This window comes from Variovorax rhizosphaerae, assembly GCF_037889975.1.
GTDB classification, from domain to species: domain Bacteria; phylum Pseudomonadota; class Gammaproteobacteria; order Burkholderiales; family Burkholderiaceae_C; genus Variovorax; species Variovorax rhizosphaerae.
Genome location: NZ_JBBKZT010000002.1, coordinates 1 through 18939, shown reverse-complemented (window position 1 = coordinate 18939; position 18939 = coordinate 1). Strand labels below are relative to the sequence as shown.

Below are 18939 nucleotides of genomic sequence, written 5' to 3'. Positions count from 1 at the left end.
GAGCGCCCGATGCAGCGAATCCATGAAGCCTTCGATGCCTGGCGGCTGCGCGATGCGGGCCGCCCCTTCCTCTGCCTGCCGGAGGGCGAACTCGACTTCCGCGCGCTCGGCGAACGCGTCGATGCACTGACGCAAGAGCTGCACGACGACGGCGTGCGCGCCGGCGACCGCGTGTTGGTCGTGGCCGAGAACTGCCCCGAGCATGTCGCGCTGGTACTGGCCTGCAGCAAGGTCGGCGCCTGGTCATGCGGCGTCAATGCACGCATGGCGCCGGGCGAGGTGGCGGCCTTTGCCGACAAGGCCGACGTGCGGCGCATCTACTTCACCGCGCAGGTGTCGCGCGCCGCCGCGGCCCACGGCGCGCGCTGGGATGCCACCGCATCGGCCGTGCCCGGCTTGCTGCGCAGCGCACTGCGCCAAGAGGCACGCGCCGAGACCGGACCGCTCGCCGAACGCGTGGCCGCGATCATCTTCACCTCCGGCACCACCGGCCAGCCCAAGGGCGTGACGGTCACGCACGACGGGCTGCTGCACTTCGGCGGCGTGTCGGCCCGCTCGCGCCGGCTCGCGGCCGACGACCGCTCCTACGCCTACCTGCCGATGACGCACATCTTCGGCCTGGCCACCGTGCTGCTCGCCTCGCTGCATGCAGGCGCCGGCCTGGTGATGCGCAGCCAGTTCGATCCGGCCGATGCCTTCGATGCGCTGGCACACCACCGCATCTCGCAACTGCAAGGGCCGCCGACGCTGTTCGCACGGCTGCTGGCGCACTGCGACGACCACGGCATCGAGCGGCTCGAGGCGCCGCAGCTTCGCTATCTCTACACCGGCGCTGGCCCGCTCGACATGCAGCTCAAGCAGCAGGTCGAGGCACGTTTCGGCCTGCCGCTGCACCATGGCTATGGCCTGTCGGAATACGCGGGATCGGTCTGCGTCACCGCGCTCGGCGCGCACCGTGACGACACCTCGGCCGGCCTGCGCGTGGAGGGCGCGGAACTGCGCATCGTCGGCGCAGACGGGCAAGACCTGCCCGCTCACGAGCGCGGCGAGATCTGGCTGCGCGGGCGCGGGCTCATGGCCGGCTATTTCCGCGACGACCAGGCCACCGCGCAGGTGATGCGCCCCGGCGGCTGGTATGCCAGCGGCGACCTCGGCCATGTCGACGACGACGGTGCGCTGTTCGTGGTCGGACGGCTCAAGGAAATGATCATCCGCTCGGGCTTCAACGTCTATCCGGGCGAGGTGGAAGTCGCACTGCAAGGTTTCGACGCCATTCGCGGCGCGGCGGTCGTGGGCAAGCCGGCAGGGCAGGGCAACGAGGACGTGATCGCCTTCGTCACGCTGCGCCCCGGCCACGCGCTCGACCAAAACGCACTCGATGCCTGGCTGCGCGAGCGGCTGGCGCCCTACAAGCGACCCGCACAGGTGCACGTGGTCGAGTCCTTCCCCATGACGCACAGCGGCAAGGTGATCAAGCGCGAACTGCTGGCTGGCGTCGAGACGCAGCCCAGCGCCGCATGAATTTTTCAAAGATATCGATATGAGCAACCTTCCCGATCCATCCGCCACCGGCGTGCAGGCCTGGCACCAGGCCGCGCTGAACCAGGGCCGCTTCCTGATCCAGCGCGGTCAGGACGGCCGCAGCATCTACTACCCGCGCGAGTACAGCCCCTTCGACGGCAGCGTGCCCGAATGGGTCGAGCCGACGGGCCTGGGCACCGTCTACGCCGTGACCACCGTGCGCCGCAGGGCGGAGGCGGGCGGCGACTACAACGTGTCCGTCATCGAACTCGACGAAGGCGTGCGCCTGATGAGCCGCGTCGAAGGCATTGCGCCCGCGGACGTTCGCATCGGCCAGCGCGTGAAAGCGCGCGTGCAGGTCACGGACGGCGTTGGGCTGGTGCTGTTCGACACCGTGAATGCGGAGGCGAGCCAATGAACGCGCCTCAAGTGTCCGCCGGCCTGCGCGCCCTGCGCGGCAGCGCCGCCATCGCCGGCGTCGCCACCTTTGGCTGCGGTGAGGCGCCCGGCTTCACCGACATGGAACTGCTGGCCCGCGCCGCCCGTGCCGCCGTTGCCGATGCCGGCCTGAAGATGAGCGACATCGACGGCTTCTGCACCGCCAGCGCCGGCGCCACGATGTGGGCCATGCCGGCCATCGAATACCTCGGCCTGCGCCCGCGCTTCATCGACAGCACGATGCTCGGCGGCTCCAGCTTCATCGCGCACCTGCTGCCAGCCATGATGGCCTTGCAGGCCGGGCAGTGCAACGCGGTGCTGGTCTGCTACGGCAGTGCCCAGCGCACCGCCACCTTCGGCCGGCGCGAGGTGGTCGCAAGCCGCCGCTTCCTCGACCCGCAGCCCTACGAATCGCCCTACGACCCGATGTCGCCGCTGTCCTCCTATGCGCTGGTCGCCTCGCGCCACATGCACCAGTACGGCACCACGCGCCGCCATCTGGCCGAGGTGGCCGTGGCCGCGCGCGCATGGGCCGCGCTCAACCCCGAGGCCTTCATGCGCGACCCGCTGAGCATCGACGACGTGCTGGCCGCCCGCATGGTGTCCGACCCCTTGAGCGTGCGCGACTGCTGCCTCGTGACCGACGGCGGCGGCGCCTTCGTGCTGGTGCGCGCGGACCGCGCGAAGGACCTGCCGCGCACGCCGGTCTACGTGCTCGGCAACGCCACCTCCGTGTGGAACCGCCAGGTCTCGTCGATGCACGACCTCACGGTGACCTGTGCGCAGGAATCGGGCGCCCGCGCCTTCGCGATGGCCGGGCTCGCACCGAAGGATGTCGACCTGCTGCAGCTCTACGACGCCTTCACCATCAACACGCTGCTGTTCCTCGAAGACCTGGGCTTCTGTGCCAAGGGCGAGGGCGGTGCCTTGGTCGAGGGTGGCGCGATCGCGCCGGGCGGTCGCCTGCCGGTCAACACCAACGGCGGCGGGCTGTCGTGCGTGCATCCCGGCATGTACGGCATCTTTGCCTTGATCGAAGCGGTGCGCCAACTGCGCGGCGAAGGCGGCGCGCGGCAGGTCGCGGGCGCCAAGGTCGCGCTCGCCCACGGCAACGGCGGCACGCTGTCGAGCCAGGCCACCGCGCTGCTCGGCCTGGCCGATGCCCTGTGAACCCCATCAATCCCCCAGGAGCCCAACGTGATCCGTGATCCAGAAACCATCGAGGCCTTCCTCGACACCGTGCGCCGCTTCGTGCGCGAACGCCTCGTGCCCGCCGAGCAGGAGGTGGCCGACACCGACGAGATCCCCGAGGACATCGTGCGCGACATGAAGGCCATGGGCATGTTCGGCCTCACCGTCCCCGAGAGCTACGGCGGCCTCGGCCTGACGATGGAGGAGGAGGCGCTGGTGATGTTCGAGATGGGCCACACCTCGCCGGCCTTCCGCTCGCTGTTCGGCACCACTGTCGGCATCGGCTCGCAGGGCATCCTCATCGACGGTACGCCGGCGCAGAAGGACAAGTACCTGCCGCGACTGGCCACCGGTGACCTGGTTGCATCCTTCGCGCTGACCGAGCCCGAGGCCGGCTCCGACGCGGCATCGCTGCGCACCACCGCGCGCCGCGACGGCGACCACTATGTCGTCAACGGCACCAAGCGCTTCATCACCAACGCGCCGCATGCCGGCGTGTTCACGCTGATGGCGCGCACCGACCCGCTCAACAAGGGCGCGGGCGGTGTGTCGGCCTTCATCGTCGAGCGCGACACGCCGGGCATCAGCATCGGCAAGCGCGACAAGAAGATGGGCCAGCGCGGCGCGCACACCGCCGACGTGATCTTCGAAGACTGCCGCGTGCCGGCGGAGAACCTCATCGGCGGCAAGGAAGGCATGGGCTTCAAGACCGCGATGAAGGTGCTCGAGAAGGGCCGCATCCACATCGCCGCGATCTGCGTCGGCGTGGCCGAGCGCATGCTGGCCGATGCCCTGAAGTACGCGATGGAACGCAAGCAGTTCGGCCAGCCGATCGCCGAGTTCCAGCTCGTGCAGGCCATGCTCGCCGACAGCCGCATGGAGGTCTATGCCGCGCGCAGCATGGTGCTGGACGCCGCACGCCGGCGCGACAACGGCGAGAACGTCGCCACCGAGGCCTCCTGCTGCAAGCTCTTCGCCTCCGAGATGTGCGGCCGCGTGGCGGATCGTGCGGTGCAGATCTTCGGCGGCTCCGGCTACCTGGCCGACCACGGTATCGAGCGCTTCTACCGCGACGTGCGCCTGTTCCGCCTGTACGAAGGCACCAGCCAGATCCTGCAACTGGTGATCGCCCGCAACATGATCCGTGAGGCCAGCCAATGAATGCACCGACCGAAATGAACCACCTCATGACCGTCGACAGCACCCCCGAACTGGCATTGGCCAGGTTCGCAGCCGGCTTGCAGATCGGCGACATTCCCGAGCCGGTGCTGCGCCGCGCGGAAGACCTGCTGCTTGACTGGATCGGCTCGACGCTGGCTGGCAAGGGCGCGCGACCCGTGGAGACGCTCACGCGCTTCGTGTCGGCGATGGGACCCGCGCAGGGGAGCAGCGAGATCCTGATCAACCGCACCGGTTCGAGTCCGCTGATGGCCGCGATGGCCAACGCGGCAGCGTCGCACTTTGCGGAACAGGACGACGTTCACAACGGGTCGGTCTTCCATCCGGCCGCCGTCGTGTTTCCGGTCGCCCTGGCCATCGCGCAGGCGCAGAGCTCCAGCGGCGCCGAACTGCTCGCGGCCGCCGTCGCGGGCTACGAAATCGGTATCCGGGTCGGTGAATTCCTGGGACGCTCGCACTACAAGATCTTCCACACCACCGGCACCGCGGGCGCCGTGGCCGCAGCGGTCACGGCCGGACGCCTGTTGTCGTTGACGCCCGAGCAGATGTCGAACGCGATCGGCTCCGCGGGCACGCAGGCTTCGGGCCTGTGGGAGTTCCTGCGCGACGCCGCCGATTCGAAGCAGCTCCACACCGCGCACGCCGCGGGCGCCGGGCTGACCGCGGCGTACCTCGCGAAAGACGGCTTCACCGGTGCCCGGCGCATCCTGACGGGCGTGCAAGGCATGGCCGCAGGCATGTCGCGCGATGCCGATGCCGACCGCCTCACCGACCGGCTCGGCACCCGCTGGACGCTCGCGGAAACGTCGTTCAAGTTCCATGCCTCCTGCAGGCACACCCACCCTGCGGCCGATGCGCTGCAGCAGATCGTGCTGCGCCACAAGCTGGCAGCGGAAGACGTCAGGGCGGTCACCGCGCAGGTGCACCAGGCCGCGATCGATGTGCTGGGGCCGGTCACGGACCCGCAGACGGTGCACCAGTCCAAGTTCTCCATGGGCACGGTGCTGGGGCTGGTCGCGGTGCACGGTCGGGCGGGCCTGGCAGAGTTCGACGGCCACTACAAGGATGCGGCCGTCGTGGCCTTCCATGACAAGGTGCGCATGGTGCTCGACGACGAGGTGGATGGCGCCTACCCGATTCGGTGGATCGGCAAGGTCGTGGTCGACACCCACGATGGCCGCACGCTCGCAGGCCGCGTCGACGAACCTAAAGGCGATCCCGGCAACACGCTGGATCGGGGTGAACTGGAGGAGAAAGCGATCCGGCTCGCCTTGTATCGGGATGGTGCGACCGAGGCGGAAATGCGCCGCGTCATCGCGTGGGTCTGGTCGCTGGCGTCGGCCGAACGCGTCGGCATGCTGCTGGATCGGGAGAGCGCCTGAAGTCGGTGAGTCAGGCCTTGAGGGCCGCCCGCACGCGCTCGATCACCCGGCGGTAGGGCAGCGCGAACTCGTCAGTACTGTCCTGCGCAGCGAGCCAGCGGAAGCGAAAGACAAGGCCGTCTTCCTCCGGGCTACCCATGGCGACGTGCTCAAAGCGCTCCGGCAGCGGCGCGCTGCTGCGCATCAGGTAGAGGTGCCAGAGTTGCGGGTGGCGCCGCTTGCTGCCTTCGACGCCGGCCTCGCAGTGACGGTCCATGGTGCCGAGGTCTTCAAGGGCGCCGGTGTAGTCGATGCCCGATTCCTCGAGCAATTCGCGCCGGACGGCATCTTCCGGATGCTCGCCCGGCTCGACAGTTCCCTTGGGCAGTTGCATGCCGCCATCGGCAGGGTGGTCGAACACCAGCAGGCGGCCGTGCGCATCCACAAGGCAGGCGCAGGCCTTGAGGATGGGTCGGGTCAAGTGTTCGGCTCCCACGCCCGGCACTTCGCCGCTGCGCTCATGCGCCGCTGAGTGCCGCCTTGACCGCGGCGCTGACCTGGCCCATGTCGGCCTTGCCGGCAAGCCTGGTCTTGACTGTGCCCATCACCTTGCCCATGTCGCCCGGGCCCTTCGCACCCAGTTCGGCGACGATGGCCTTGACCTCGACAGCCACTTCGTCGGCGCTCATGCGTTGCGGCAGGTACACCTCCAGCACCTTGATCTCGGCCGCTTCCTTGTCGGCGAGGTCCTGGCGGCCGCCCTGGGTGAAGGCGGCGACCGAGTCCTTGCGCTGCTTGACCAGCTTGTCGACGATGGCCACGACCATCGCATCGTCCAAATCCACGCGCTCGTCGACTTCCTTCTGCTTCATCGCCGCCAGCAGCAGGCGGATCGTGCCGAGGCGCTCGGAGTCCTTGGCGCGCATGGCGGTCTTCATGTCTTCGGTGATTTTTTCTTTGAGGCTCATGGCGAATCGAATCCTGGAGGGGAGGCAAAAAACAAAAGCCGCGGCAGGTTACCCCGGCGCGGCTCGAGTCACTGGCGCGGGGCCAGCGGAAGCTGTGCTTAGTACAGCTTCTTGGGGAGCTGCATGCTGCGCACGCGCTTGTAGTGGCGCTTGACGGCAGCGGCCTTCTTGCGCTTGCGCTCGGCGGTCGGCTTTTCGTAGAACTCGCGGGCGCGCAGGTCGGTCAGCAGGCCGAGCTTTTCGATGGTGCGCTTGAAGCGACGCAGTGCGACGTCGAAGGGCTCGTTTTCTTTAACGCGGATGGTGGTCATTGATGATTCGTTGAACTGGATTTGGCCTGGAGAGATCGAGGCCCCGGGCCGGGGTTCCTCAACTGAAAATTTTGGCGGCCGTTGAGGGGAGGCCAGAAGTTAGCCAAAGATTATAGCAACAAAAGGCTATCGGGCAGCATTAACACAACTCCGAGGTGTTGTCGCGCACTGAAAAAGCCCTAGGGTCCGTGCGCTGCGCGTCACAGAGGCGGATCAAGTCGAGACGGCAGTGCCACATCGACTTGAAAGGGCCACGGCACAGGCGAAAGCGCTCGCCCAGGCCCATTGGAAGTTGTAACCGCCGAGCCAACCTGTGACGTCGACCACTTCGCCGATGAAGTAGAGACCGGGCTGCTTTTTCGATTCCATCGTCTGGGAGGACAGTTCGCGGGTGTCGACGCCGCCTGCCGTCACCTCGGCCTTCTTGTAACCCTCGGTGCCGGCGGGCGTGATCTGCCAGCGTGCGATGCGTTCGGCCAGGGCCTGCAACGCACGGTCGGCGGCTTCGTTGATGGGGCGCTGCAGGGCAGGCTCCCCGTCCACCAAGGCGTCCGCGAGGCGCGACGGGACCAGCGATGCCAGTTCGTTGCCGATCCGCTTGCGCGAGCGGGCCTTGGCCTCGCCCAGCGCGGCGGCCACGTCGGTACCGGGCGCAAAGTCGATCGTGAGGGGCGTTCCCTCCTTCCAGTAACTGGAGATCTGCAGCACCGCCGGGCCGGAAAGGCCGCGGTGCGTGAACAGCAGGTCCTCCAGGAAGGCCATGCGCTCCTTCTTCGCGCCGGTCTCGATCTGCACCGGCAGCGTCAGGCCGGCCAGGCCTGCGTAGGGCGCCCAGCCTTCGCCGGCAAAAGTCAGCGGCACCAGCGCGGGACGCGGCGGGATGACGTCCAGTCCGAACTGCCGAGCCATGCGATAGCCGAAATCGCTGGCGCCAAGTTGCGGGATCGACAGGCCGCCCGTCGCGATGACGATGTTCGTGGCTGCGACCGAACCTCGGCTGGTTTCGAGTTGATAGCTCCCCGAGCCGTTGCCATCGGTTGCCGAATACGCCACGGACTTCACGCTGCACGGCTGCCAATGCGTGACCTTGCCGTCGGCGCATTCAGCCAGCAGCATGTCGATGATCTGCTGCGATGGCCCGTCGCAGAACAGCTGGCCCTTGTGCTTCTCGTGGTGCGCGATGCCGTGGCGATCCACCAATGCAATGAACTGCTGCGACGTGTACCGCGACAGGGCCGACCGGCAGAAGTTCGGGTTGTCGCCGACGAAGTGCTTCTGCGGCGCGCGCGGGTCCAGGTCGCGGTTGGTGAAGTTGCAGCGCCCGCCGCCCGAGATGCGAATCTTCTCGGCGATGCGCTCGCTGTGGTCGATCAGCAAGACCTTCAGGCCGCGCTGGCCGGCCTGCGCAGCGCAGAACAGGCCGGCGGCGCCTGCGCCGATGACGACGACGTCGAATTCAGCCATCCCTGTCACCGCGAGGTCGCTCCATCCGCCGTGATCACCGGCATCGGGTTGTACTTCAGGTGCCCGACATAGCGCAGCGGCTGCGTCGCCGGGATCGACGGCACGTCGCCTTCGCGCATGTGCAGCAGGTCGGCCGGGCTGACCCAGCGCGGGTCGGCGGTGGTGATCGGCGCGCCGGCCTGGTTGTAGGCTTCCAGCACGAACTGTGAGCAGAAGAACTGGTCGTTGCGGCTGGCGCCGAGTTGCACGGTGGCCATGCCGGTCATGCAGAAGTTGCTGACGGGCGACGGCACCAGCGGCAACTCGCACATGCGGCGGTTCAGCACGAAAGGGGCATTCAGCATCACGCCGACCGTGTTGTAGGGTGTGTCGACCTTCGACAGCGCCCACGCACGCATGCGCTCGACATGGGCCGCATCGAGGCCCGGAACGCGAAAGGCCACCACCATCTGTTCTTCCGCGATCACTTCGTCGAGGCCGCGCGCACGCACGCCGCTGCCCACGGCTTCGGCGATGCGTCCGTTGCCGAGGTACAGCACCGCATGGCTCACTGGCGCGAAGCTGCCGAGGCGGATGCTGAAGGAGGTGAGGGTGGCGACCGAGGTGAGCAGGATGTCGCCCGGTTCCAGCGCAGTGGCCGTGATGAGTTCACCGCCGTTGCCCGGCGCGATGGCCGAGCTTTGCATGCGAACCGCGGGCAACGTATTGCGTGTGGGAAGGTCGACGCGCGACGCGCAGGCCGACATCAACAGCGCCGCACTCAACGCCGCGACCAGGACAGGAAATCTCATCATCCCTTCCAGACAAACGGAAACTTCAGCTGCTTGAAGAAGCCGTTCGGCACGTAGTCGCCGACCACGCCGTAGTGCTCGGGCCACAGCTTGGTGCTCTTCACGGCGGTGCCGAAGAGGTAGTCCAGGAAGGCGTAGTGCGCGGCGTAGTTCTTGTCGATCGCCTCGTCGTCCTGGCTGTGGTGCCAGTGGTGGAAGTTGGGCGTGACGATGATGTAGCGCAGCGGCCCGAGGCGCACGTTCACGTTGCAATGGTTGAACACCGCCTGGAAGCCAACCACCACGATGTACGCGTCGATCACTTCCTTGCTGAAGCCCAGCACGTAGATCGGCGCCAGCACGAGTGTGCGTGTGATGAGCAGTTCCAGGATGTGCTGGCGCGAGCCGGCCATCCAGTCCATGCTCTTCACGCTGTGGTGCACCGCGTGCAGGCGCCACAGCAGCGGCACCTCGTGGTAGCCGCGGTGCGTCCAGTACTGCACCAGGTCGGCCACCAGGATGATCAGCAGCAACCCGGCCCAGAAGGGCAGGCTGGCCACCCAGCCGCGGATGCCGTCGTTGGCGGCCCAGCCGAACAGCTTGTGCACCAGCAGGTTGGTCGCCAGCAGCACGAAGCCGACGATCATGTGGTTGACGATGAAGTGGTGCAGGTCGGTCTGCCATTCGTCGCGAAACACGGGCTGCTCCTTGCGGTAGGCGAACAGCTTCTCGATGAAGATGAAGATCAGCGACGAGCCGAGCAGGTCGAGGATGAACCAGTCGAGCCCGATGTAGGGCGTGTGGTCCGGGAAGTTGCTGTCCACCGGCACCTTGTGGCCGCCGAGCAGCGCCGCCGCCGCGATCAGCAGGAACGCGAAGGCCGACAGCCAGCGCGCCCGGTTGAAGATCACGTTGACCAGCGACAGGCCGCCCGCGATCACCATCGCCGTCAGCAGGATGTAGCGCATCACGTCGACGTTGTAGCTGCGTCGAAGCTCCGGCGTGGTGAGGTACTGCGGGAAATGGAAGGCCAGCACCCCCAGGAAACACAGGATGCCGAGCGTGAGCGCGATGGTTCCTGTGACTAATCCCTTGCCCGGCTGGAGTTCACCGTGGCTCTCACTGAATTCGTTGAGTTTTTCGAGCATTTCTAGCTTTCCGCCATCGGGCCGCGCATGGATCATCCTTGTCACTATTTTTGAACCAGCGGATAGCGATTGTCAGTGGGGTCTTCCCATTTCGCATCCTCGGCTGGAGGGAGCTCACAACATGGATGCGTTGTATCCGGCAGGTCCGGGTGCGGGGAAGGATGCGATTGTCAGGTCTACTGCCGCCTACCGTCGGCAGGCCTGGCTCGCGATGTCGGCATTGCTGGCATTTGTCGCGGCTTATCTCGGTTTTTCAGGCTGGCTGGCCTGGAAGGCATGGGTGTCGATCCGGGCCTCGCTGCAGGGTTCGCCCGACGGCGTGCTGCAACTGGTGGTGGGCGTGGCGGCGGGCTTCCTGGCCTTCTTCATGTTCAAGGCGCTGGTGTTCGTGCGCCGCGGCGAACTGGGCTCGCTCACGGAAATTTCGGAGGCCGAGCAGCCGCGACTGTTTGCCTTCCTGCATCGCCTGGCCGACGAAGCCAGAGCGCCGCGGCCGCACAAGGTGTACCTGTCGACCCGCGTCAACGCGGCGGTGTTCTACGACCTGTCGCTGGCCAATCTGTTCCTGCCTTCGCGCAAGAACCTGGAGATCGGGTTGGCGCTGGTCAACATGCTGACGGTGTCGGAGTTCAAGGCGGTGCTGGCCCATGAGTTCGGGCATTTCGCGCAGCGCACGATGGCGGTGGGGCGCTGGGTGTACCTGGCGCAGCAGATCGCCGGGCACGTCGTGGCCAAGCGTGATCGCTTCGACAACTTCCTCGGCGGCCTGTCGCGCGCCGACATCCGCGTGGCCTGGGTGGGCTGGCTGTTCTCGCTGCTGGTGTGGGCCATCCGCTCGCTGGTGGACAGCTTCTTCCGCGTGGTGGTCCTGGCCGATCGTGCGCTGTCGCGCGAGATGGAGTTCCAGGCCGACCGCGTGGCGGTGGGCCTCGCAGGAAGCGATGCGCTGGTCCATGCGCTCTACAAGATGCAGGCGGCCGAGACGGCCTGGGACCGAACGCTGGAGTTCGCCAACCAGCAGTTGAAGAAGGGCTTGGCGACGGCTGATCTCTACGACATCCAGGCGCGCGTGTTGGTGAAACTTCGCTCGGTCTACGATGACCCTGGCTACGGTGTGCCGCCCGGTCCTTCCGTCGAGTCGTCCGGGTCCGCCGAGCACCGCGTCTTCAAGCGCGACAAGATCCAGATGTCGCGCATGTGGTCTACGCACCCGGCCAGCCACGAGCGCGAAGAGAACGCCAAGCGCATGTACCTCTCGGCGGAGTTGCGCGGCGAGTCGAGTTGGGCCTTGTTCAATGAGCCGCAGGCGCTGCGCGAGCGGATCTGCGCGAGCCTGATCCGCCACATCGAACCGGCGCCGGCGGCGGCCTCGCGCGAAGCTTCGCAGGCCGCGCTGGATGCCGAATACGACCGCGAGTCATATCGCCGCCAATACCGGGGGCTCTACCTGGCCCGCGCCGTCACGCGTTCGGAGACGACGGCGGAGCAACTGTTCGACCTGGAAGCATCCGCGGACGCGTCCGCACAGCTGTATCCCGAATCGCTGTCCGCCGACCTCGCACGACTCGACGCGCTGTGCCATGAGCGCGCCGCGCTGACCGCGCTTCGCAATGGCGCGGCCGTGAGCGCCGGCACGCGACTGGAGCATCGCGGACGTCCGATCAAGCGGCGCGAACTGGCGGGCGTGATCGAGGAGGTCACGCGGGAGATCCTCGACATCGAACGCGCGCTGGCAATGCATGACAGGCTGTGCCGCAGCACCTGCCGCGTGCTGGCCTCCAGGGCCGGCGCCGAGTGGGAGGCCAGTTGGTTCGGCTTGCTGCGCCTCCTGCACTACGCGGAGCACACCGAGGCCAACCTGCTCGACATGCATGCGGTGTTGCAGAACACGGTCGCGATGGTCACGGCCAAGCGCAAGACCAGCCACAAGGAAGCGGAGCGCGCCTTGTGCGACGCCGGCGCATTGTTCATGCTGATGTCGCAAGTCTCGCGTGAGCGCACCAGCATGCTGCCCGGCGCCGAGGTGGTGGCGCTGCTGGGACATGCGAACTGGGAGCAAACGCTCGACATCGGCGAGTTCGATCTTGTCCATCCGTCGCACGAGAACATCGACGAATGGCTGAAGGCGCTCGACAGTTGGCTCAACCCGATCACGCGGGCCTTGCGCTGCCTGCGGCGGGCGGCACTCGACAGCCTTCTTCTGGCGGAAGCACGGCTGCGCGACGCGGCCATCTCGCAGCAGCCGGTGGGCGTCGCGCCGGTGATGCCCGTCACGCCGACGCGCTACGACACGCTGGTTGCAGGGCAGGAGCGACCGCGGCAACTCAAGCTCGATGCGTGGTCGCGCTTCCAGGTCGCTGATGGCTGGTGGGCCGGGGCTGCGCGCATCGTCGTGGCGGGGGGCGTGATTGCCAGCCTGATGGGCGTGAGCACGTCACTGGGGACGTCCAGGGTCACGGCCTTCAATGGCCTCGGCCGCCATGTCGAGGTGCAGGTGGGCGGCGAGCGGGCGGTGCTGGCGGCGGGTGCGTCGAGGCAGTTCGAGGTCGAGGCCAATCGGCCGCTCTCATTGACGACGCGCACTGCCGAGGGGGCGGAGATCGAATCGTTGACGGTCACGCCGGAACAGGTCGGCGGGCGCTACGTCTACAACATCGCGGGTGCAAGCCCCTTGGTGGCGTGGACCGCGACCTATGGCGCCGCCACGGCTCGCGCGGCCAGGCCGTTGGGTGCGCCGCGCTGGTCGAGCCAGTCGGCGCAATATTTGCTTGAAGCGCCACCGAAGCAGGTCCGGGCTTCAGGCGGCGGCGGCACGCGCGAGGCCCTGAGTGCTGCCGAGACGCGTTCGGTACAGGCGAACCTCGGCATGCTGGACAACGAAGCGGAGCGCAACGCGCTGATCGCCGCCCACGCGCGTTGGGACGTTGGCGATTCGGAAGACCTGCTGGACTGGGTCACGTTGGCGCAATCCCTGCCCGGGCACGATGCGATCCTGCGCGAGCGGCTGCAACGCGACCCCCATGAAATCATCGCGCTGCGCGCACTGCAGGATGCCGCGGCGCCGGGCGAGCGCCACCGTGTTTGCGACCGACACAGGGAACTGCAGCGGGCACGCCCGGACCAGGGCGACCTGGTCTACCTCACGGTGCGCTGCATCAACGATGAAGCGGTCAGGGACGCGACCTTCAAGCGCGGCGCGGCCCAATATCCGGAGAGCGCCTGGTTCGCCTATGCCGCCGCCCATGTGTGGGCCGCGGAGCAGGCTTGGCCGCAGGCCCGGCAGGCGCTCGAGGCGGCAGCGAAGAGTCCGCCGCTGCGCCATGTCGTGTCGCTGGACCTGGCGCGCATCCGCCGGATCGAGGGCGGAGAGGGCGCCGACCTGGCCGATCTGGCCGCTCATTCCCAGGTGCTCCAGGCCCTCGTCGAGTTGCGGGGCAGCAACCTGTCGGTATCGGACGGTCCCGCGCTCGGCTACGCTGCATTGGACCGGGGCCAACTCGACAGGGCGCTCGCACTCGCCGAGGCCCCTTCGGCGCCGGAACCTCGGCTGGCGCTGATGGTCGGGGCGTCCGATGGTGCGGGGCCTGCGGCCGTGGCAGCGGCGCTCAAGGCGCAAACCCGCCTGGCGATGGATTTCGACAATGCGTGGGTGGCCATCGGTCTCGCGATCAAGTCGGGGCAGAAGACCGAGCAGATGCTGGCGGCATTCGTGCGCCAGTTGCCGGCCGCGGAGGCGAAGGCCGTGGGCAACTTCGTGGCGGGCCTGGAGGCCATGCGCGGCCAGCCGCGTGACGCGCTGCGGCCCGAGCCGGGATTCCGCGATCGGACCCATCTGGAGGCCATGCTGCAAGGCGTGTCGCCGCAGGTGCGGGCGCAGGCCTACGGCATCGGGCTGATCGCCTGGGGACAGCATGCGCCGGCGCCATGGCGCAGCTTTGCCAAGCGTGCGCTGTTGCCGGCGGAGCGGCCCTACTTCAGCAGCTGAGCAAGTTCAAGTCCCGAAGCGGGACTGGTTCTCTGCACCGGCCGCGGCGAGTCCGCGCAGCACGTCGCCCACGACGATGATCGACGGGCTTGCCAGCGCGGCCTCGGCGATGCCGGCCTGGAGCCGGGCCAGCGTGGTCGCGATGTGGCACTGCTGCGGCAGGCTCGCATGCTGGATCACGGCCACCGGCGTATCGCCGGGCAGGCCCTGAAGCAACTCGTCCTGGATGTGCTGCACGCCGGACACGCCCATGTAGATCACCAGCGTGAGCCGCGCGTCGCGCACCGTGGCGGCCAGGGCGCGCCAGTCGGTCGGCGCTTCGGCGGCGCCCGCGCCGGTCTTGGCATGGCCGGTGACTAACACCACGCCCTGCGCGTGGTCGCGGTGGGTGAGCGGCACGTTCAGCGAAGTCACTGCGGCCAGGCCGGCGGTGATGCCGTTGACCACGGTGCATTCGATGCCGGCCTCGCGCAGGTGCTCGACCTCCTCGCCGCCGCGGCCGAAGATGAACGGGTCACCGCCTTTCAAGCGAACCACGGCCTCGCCTTCGCGCACCGCGGTGATCATGAGCTTCTCGATGAAAGCCTGCGGCGTGCTCTTGCAGCCGCCGCGCTTGCCCACGTGCACGATGCGTGCCTCCGGCCGCGCGTAGCCGAGGATGGCGTCGTTGACCAGGTCGTCGACGAAGAGCACGGTGGCCGCGTGGATCGCCTTGACGGCCTTCAGCGTCAGCAGGTCCGGGTCGCCCGGGCCGGCGCCGACGAGGGTGCAGGTGCCTTGGGTGGGGAAGGTGGGTTTGCTCATAGCCGATTCGCCAGTTGCTTGATGTATTCGACCTGTTGCGCGATCGCGGCCGGCACCGGTGCGTCGCCGGCCAGCACGCGGCGCGTGTAGCTGGCCGTGGTTTCGATGTCGATCTCGGTCGGCAGGCCTTCGACTTCGCCGTGCGTGCCGGGTTGCTGCGCCTGCAGTTCGATGCGGGCGCCGCGCAGGAAGCCGTCGATCTGCGCGGTGCGGCGTGGGTCCGAGACGACTTCGCCTTCGAGGCCGCGCGAGAGGAGGGCGGTGATGCCCATCAGCTCGAAGGTCGCGGCCATCGATTCGGCATAGGCGGGGTGGGTGTAGCTGCCGACCACCACGCAGGGGCCTTCAGTGGGCTGCATCAGCTTGACGACGCTGTGGCCGGGGTTGCGCAGGCCGACCACGCGGCGCACATCGAGCAGGCGCTTGAGGCCGGGGCTGAGCAGCTCCGTCGGTGCGAATGCGACCTCGCCGTTGGCAATGGGCGCGATGGTGGTCATCGGCCGGGTGCCGAGCGCGGCGAGCACGTTGGAGGCCAGCACGCGGGTCGATTCGGTGGCGGCGCCGTGCACTAGCACCGGCAGGCCTTCGCGCGCCAGCAGCAGGGCCAGCAAGGGCGTGAGCACCGGCAACTTGCGCGCGCCGTTGTAGCTGGGCAGCACGATGAGCGGGCGGTCGCCGGGCGGAATGCGGTCGAGGCGGGTGTGCGTGGCGTCGAGGAAGCCGGCCATCTCCTCGGGCGTCTCGCCCTTGATGCGCATGGCCAGGCAGAAGCCGCCGATTTCGAGGTCGGTGACGGTGCCGTCCAGCACCTGGCCGAACAGGTCGGTGGCCTGTTCGCGGGTGAGTGGCTTCGCACCGCGCGCGCCGCGGCCGATTTCCTTGATGTATTGACTGATTCCCATGGGTGCGCGGATTGTCCCGCAAGCGTTATGCCAATTCGCGAGTCGGCTTATGCCTGTGAGCGCGGCGTGGGTGGTCATTGGGACAGCTCCGCGCCGGAGGCTGCGGGATGAGCTTGCATGGGGCGACACGGCGTTGGACTCACGGTGCCGCCTCTGCCAGTTCGGCGCGGACCATGCGCCGCAGTTCGGGCAGGCAGGAGCCGCAGTTGGTGCCGCATTGCAACGCGCCCTGGAGTTCTGCCAGGCGCTGGTCGTCATTGCCGGTGCAGCCCTGCAGCTTTTCGCCGATGGCCGATTCGGTGACGCCGAAGCAACTGCAGACGATCTTGCCGCGTGCCGCGACGCCCACGGGCGCGGTCGCGCCGGGTCGCAACAATTGCCTGCCGAAGGATTGGGCGGGCAGTTGGTCGCGCAGCAGCGCGGTGATCCAGGCTTCGGCCCGGGTATCGCCGGCCAGCAGGAAGCCTTCGAGGTGCGCCTCGTCGGGAGAAGCGGCGCTGCGTACCAGGCGTGCCGCGCGGCGTTGGCCGTGGCGCACATCGGCGTAGCGCAGCGTGTCGGAGGTCGACAGGCCGAGCAGGGACTCGATGCGGCTCAGCAGTGCGTCGGTAGCGGCCTCGTCCCCGGCGGCGCGGAACAGCAGGCCGGTGCGTTCAGCGGCGCCCGCCGACAGCGCGCCGCCCGTGCCGAAGGGGACGCAACTCGCGAACGGAAATTCTTTCATCAACCCGCGCAGTTCCTGCAGCGCGCTCAGCGCCGTGCCGTCCGGCAACCAGGCCGCCGCGAGCAGGGACCAGGGCAGTTCGGCCTTGAGGATCTTGATGGCGGCGTGCTTGAGTTCAGGCTGCTTCGAATCGGGGCAGTAGGCGGGGCTGGTGATCGCGTTGATGCCGGCCAGTCGTTCGCCGTTGGAGGCGCGCCCACTGAGGTATTCCTCACCCCAGTGCATCGCGACGAAAGCCTGGCTCATGCCGACCTCGCGGCTGGCCCGGGCTGGAAGCACGATGCTGCCGCGGCGGGAAGTCAAGTGGACGAGATCGCCGTCCTTGAGCTGGCGTCGGACCATGTCCTGCGGGTGCATCTGCACGACCGGTTCGGCCACGTGGCCGAACAGCCGGCCGAGCGTGCCGGTGCGGCTCATGCCGTGCCACTGGTCGCGCAGGCGCCCGGTGTTGAGGGAGAAGGGGAAGCGGGCCTCGCGCTGTTCTGCCACGGGCTTGTAGGGCGTGTCGACGAAGCGGGCGCGGCCGTCTGGCGTCGGGAAGCGACCGTCTTCGTAGAGGCGCGCACGTCCCGTGCTGGCGCCTTCGGGCAGCGGCCATTGCTGCGGGCCTTGCGCTTCGAGCATGGGCCAGCTCAGGCCAGTGATGTCGAGGTCGCGGCCGCGCGTGGTCTCGCGGTGTTCGTTCCAGATCGATTCGGCGCCGGCCTCGCTGTCGAGCGGGTAGGGGAAGAGCGTCGTGGATGCGCGAGGCGGCAGGCGGGCTTCCAGGCGTCGGGCGAAGTCCGTCCCCGCGGACCAGTCATGCCGCGCCGCGCCGGGTGCCGCGACGGCTGGGCGCACGCGCGAGATGCGCCGCTCGCTGTTGGTGACCGTGCCGGTCTTCTCGCCCCAGGTGGTGGCGGGCAGCAGCAGATCGGCATAGGCACAGGTCGCGGTGGTGGCGAACGCCTCCTGCACCACGACGAACTCGGCGCGTTCGAGGGCGCGGCGCACTGTCGCCTGGTCCGGCATCGATTGGGCGGGGTTGGTGCAGGCGATCCACAGCGCCTTGATCTCGCCGTCGGCGGCGGCCTGGAACATTTCGACGGCGGTCTTGCCGGGTGTTGCGGGCACCTCGGGCACACCCCACAGCGCGGCGACCTCGGCACGGTGTGTTGGATTGGACAGATCGCGATGCGCGCTCAGCAGGTTGGCCAATCCGCCGACTTCGCGCCCGCCCATGGCGTTCGGTTGGCCGGTGAGCGAGAACGGGCCCGCGCCGGGCTTGCCGATCTGGGCCGTGGCCAGGTGCAGGTTGATGAGCGCGGCGTTCTTGGCGGTGCCCGAGGACGACTGGTTGAGGCCCTGGCAATACAGGCTCAGCGTGGCGGCCGAGGTGGCGAAGAGGCGCGCGGCTTCGAGCAGGTCGGCCTTGTCGATGCCGCAGACCTGCGCGACCTTGTCGGGCGTGCAATCGCGGACCGTGGCTTTCAACGCGTCGAAGCCGTTGGTGTGCGAGGCGATGTATTCGGGCTTCGTCCAGCCTTCCCAAAGCATGAGGTGCAGCATGCCGTGGAACAGCATCACGTCGGTGCCGGGCTGGATCGGCAGGAACAGGTCGGCGATCTCGGCGGTGTCGGTGCGGCGCGGGTCGGCCACGATGATCTTCATCGCAGGATTGGCGCGCTTGGCATCCTCGATGCGACGAAACAGGATCGGATGCGCCCAGGCGGTGTTGCTGCCGACGATGAACAGGCATTGGGCGTCTTTGAAGTCGTCGTAGCAGGCCGGTGGCGAATCGGCGCCCAGCGTCTTCTTGTAGCCCGCGACGGCGCTGCTCATGCACAGGCGCGAGTTGGTGTCGATGTTGTTGGTGCCGACCAGGCCCTTGGCGAGCTTGTTGAAGACGTAGTAGTCCTCGGTGAGCAGTTGGCCGGAGACGTAGAAGCCGACGGCATCGGGGCCGTGGTCGCGGATGATGCTGGCGAACTTGTCGGCGGCGGTGTCGAGGGCGATGTCCCAGGTGATGGGTTGTGGGGCGGCCTTGCGCTCGAAGCGCTGCATGGGTTGCAGCAGGCGCGTCTGGCGGGTGACTTCGGCCGATGCGGTGAGGTGCAGGGTCGAGCCCTTGGAGCAGAGGCGGCCGAAGTTGGCGGGGTGGTCCGGGTCGCCACGCACGCCGGTGATCTGGTCG

15 protein-coding genes are annotated in these 18939 nt (G+C 68.0%); 6 read left to right on the top strand and 9 right to left on the bottom strand.

The genetic code is table 11. The annotated features are described in order from the left end of the window. Positions 1-9 precede the first annotated feature (9 nt). The 5 genes from WKW82_RS03940 to WKW82_RS03920 are packed head-to-tail and all read left to right on the top strand — an operon-like array spanning position 10 to position 5711. Entirely contained in the window at positions 10-1521 is a 1512-nt protein-coding gene (locus WKW82_RS03940; RefSeq protein WP_340340952.1) for a class I adenylate-forming enzyme family protein, read from the top strand. Positions 1522-1540: 19 nt separating this feature from the next. Continuing rightward, positions 1541-1939: a Zn-ribbon domain-containing OB-fold protein gene (locus WKW82_RS03935; protein ID WP_340340951.1), complete on the top strand. Its 399-nt coding sequence runs from the start codon at positions 1541-1543 to the stop codon at positions 1937-1939. Beyond that, entirely contained in the window at positions 1936-3129 is a 1194-nt protein-coding gene (locus WKW82_RS03930; protein WP_340340950.1) for a thiolase, read from the top strand. Before WKW82_RS03935 ends, WKW82_RS03930 begins: the two co-directional genes overlap by 4 nt. 27 nt (positions 3130-3156) lie before the next feature. Beyond that, a complete protein-coding gene (locus tag WKW82_RS03925; RefSeq protein ID WP_340340949.1) occupies positions 3157-4311 on the top strand; it encodes an acyl-CoA dehydrogenase family protein in 1155 nt (384 codons plus the stop codon). Beyond that, positions 4308-5711 (top strand): MmgE/PrpD family protein, encoded by a 1404-nt coding sequence (locus tag WKW82_RS03920; protein ID WP_340340948.1) that lies wholly within the window; start codon positions 4308-4310, stop codon positions 5709-5711. Before WKW82_RS03925 ends, WKW82_RS03920 begins: the two co-directional genes overlap by 4 nt. A 10-nt stretch (positions 5712-5721) precedes the next feature. On the opposite strand, the gene WKW82_RS03915 is transcribed toward WKW82_RS03920, so the two are convergent. From WKW82_RS03915 to WKW82_RS03890, 6 genes are all read right to left on the bottom strand, one after another. Next, positions 5722-6171 carry an NUDIX domain-containing protein gene (locus WKW82_RS03915; protein WP_340340947.1) on the bottom strand — a complete coding sequence of 150 codons (450 nt, stop codon included), beginning with the start codon at positions 6169-6171 and terminating at the stop codon, positions 5722-5724. A gap of 37 nt (positions 6172-6208) precedes the next feature. Further along, the gene (locus WKW82_RS03910; RefSeq protein ID WP_340340946.1) at positions 6209-6658 is read right to left on the bottom strand and encodes a GatB/YqeY domain-containing protein; all 450 of its coding nucleotides are present in this window, start codon (positions 6656-6658) and stop codon (positions 6209-6211) included. A gap of 98 nt (positions 6659-6756) precedes the next feature. Then, positions 6757-6969, bottom strand: a complete 213-nt coding sequence (gene rpsU / locus WKW82_RS03905) for a 30S ribosomal protein S21 (protein WP_007833691.1) — start codon at positions 6967-6969, stop codon at positions 6757-6759. 213 nt (positions 6970-7182) lie between these two features. Next, complete coding sequence (locus WKW82_RS03900) at positions 7183-8433, bottom strand: BaiN/RdsA family NAD(P)/FAD-dependent oxidoreductase (protein ID WP_340340945.1); 1251 nt, start codon at positions 8431-8433, stop codon at positions 7183-7185. A 5-nt stretch (positions 8434-8438) separates the two neighbouring features. Further along, the gene (locus WKW82_RS03895; protein WP_340340944.1) at positions 8439-9224 is read right to left on the bottom strand and encodes a YaeF family permuted papain-like enzyme; all 786 of its coding nucleotides are present in this window, start codon (positions 9222-9224) and stop codon (positions 8439-8441) included. Beyond that, a complete protein-coding gene (locus WKW82_RS03890; RefSeq protein ID WP_340340943.1) occupies positions 9224-10351 on the bottom strand; it encodes a sterol desaturase family protein in 1128 nt (375 codons plus the stop codon). The genes WKW82_RS03895 and WKW82_RS03890 overlap by 1 nt, the downstream gene beginning before the upstream one ends. 121 nt (positions 10352-10472) lie before the next feature. Between WKW82_RS03890 and WKW82_RS03885 the strand changes: the two genes are divergently transcribed. Continuing rightward, a complete protein-coding gene (locus tag WKW82_RS03885) occupies positions 10473-14336 on the top strand; it encodes a M48 family metallopeptidase (RefSeq protein ID WP_340340942.1) in 3864 nt (1287 codons plus the stop codon). A gap of 6 nt (positions 14337-14342) precedes the next feature. Here the strand turns inward: WKW82_RS03885 and cobA are convergent, their stop codons facing one another. The 3 genes from cobA to WKW82_RS03870 form a co-directional block, all read right to left on the bottom strand. Further along, positions 14343-15140 carry a uroporphyrinogen-III C-methyltransferase gene (gene cobA / locus WKW82_RS03880; RefSeq protein WP_340340941.1) on the bottom strand — a complete coding sequence of 266 codons (798 nt, stop codon included), beginning with the start codon at positions 15138-15140 and terminating at the stop codon, positions 14343-14345. Next, positions 15137-16042 (bottom strand): DNA-binding protein YbiB, encoded by a 906-nt coding sequence (gene ybiB / locus WKW82_RS03875; RefSeq protein ID WP_340340940.1) that lies wholly within the window; start codon positions 16040-16042, stop codon positions 15137-15139. Before ybiB ends, cobA begins: the two co-directional genes overlap by 4 nt. 139 nt (positions 16043-16181) lie before the next feature. Then, on the bottom strand, positions 16182-18939 hold a 2758-nt coding region (locus WKW82_RS03870), incomplete at its 5' end, for a nitrate reductase (RefSeq protein ID WP_340340939.1).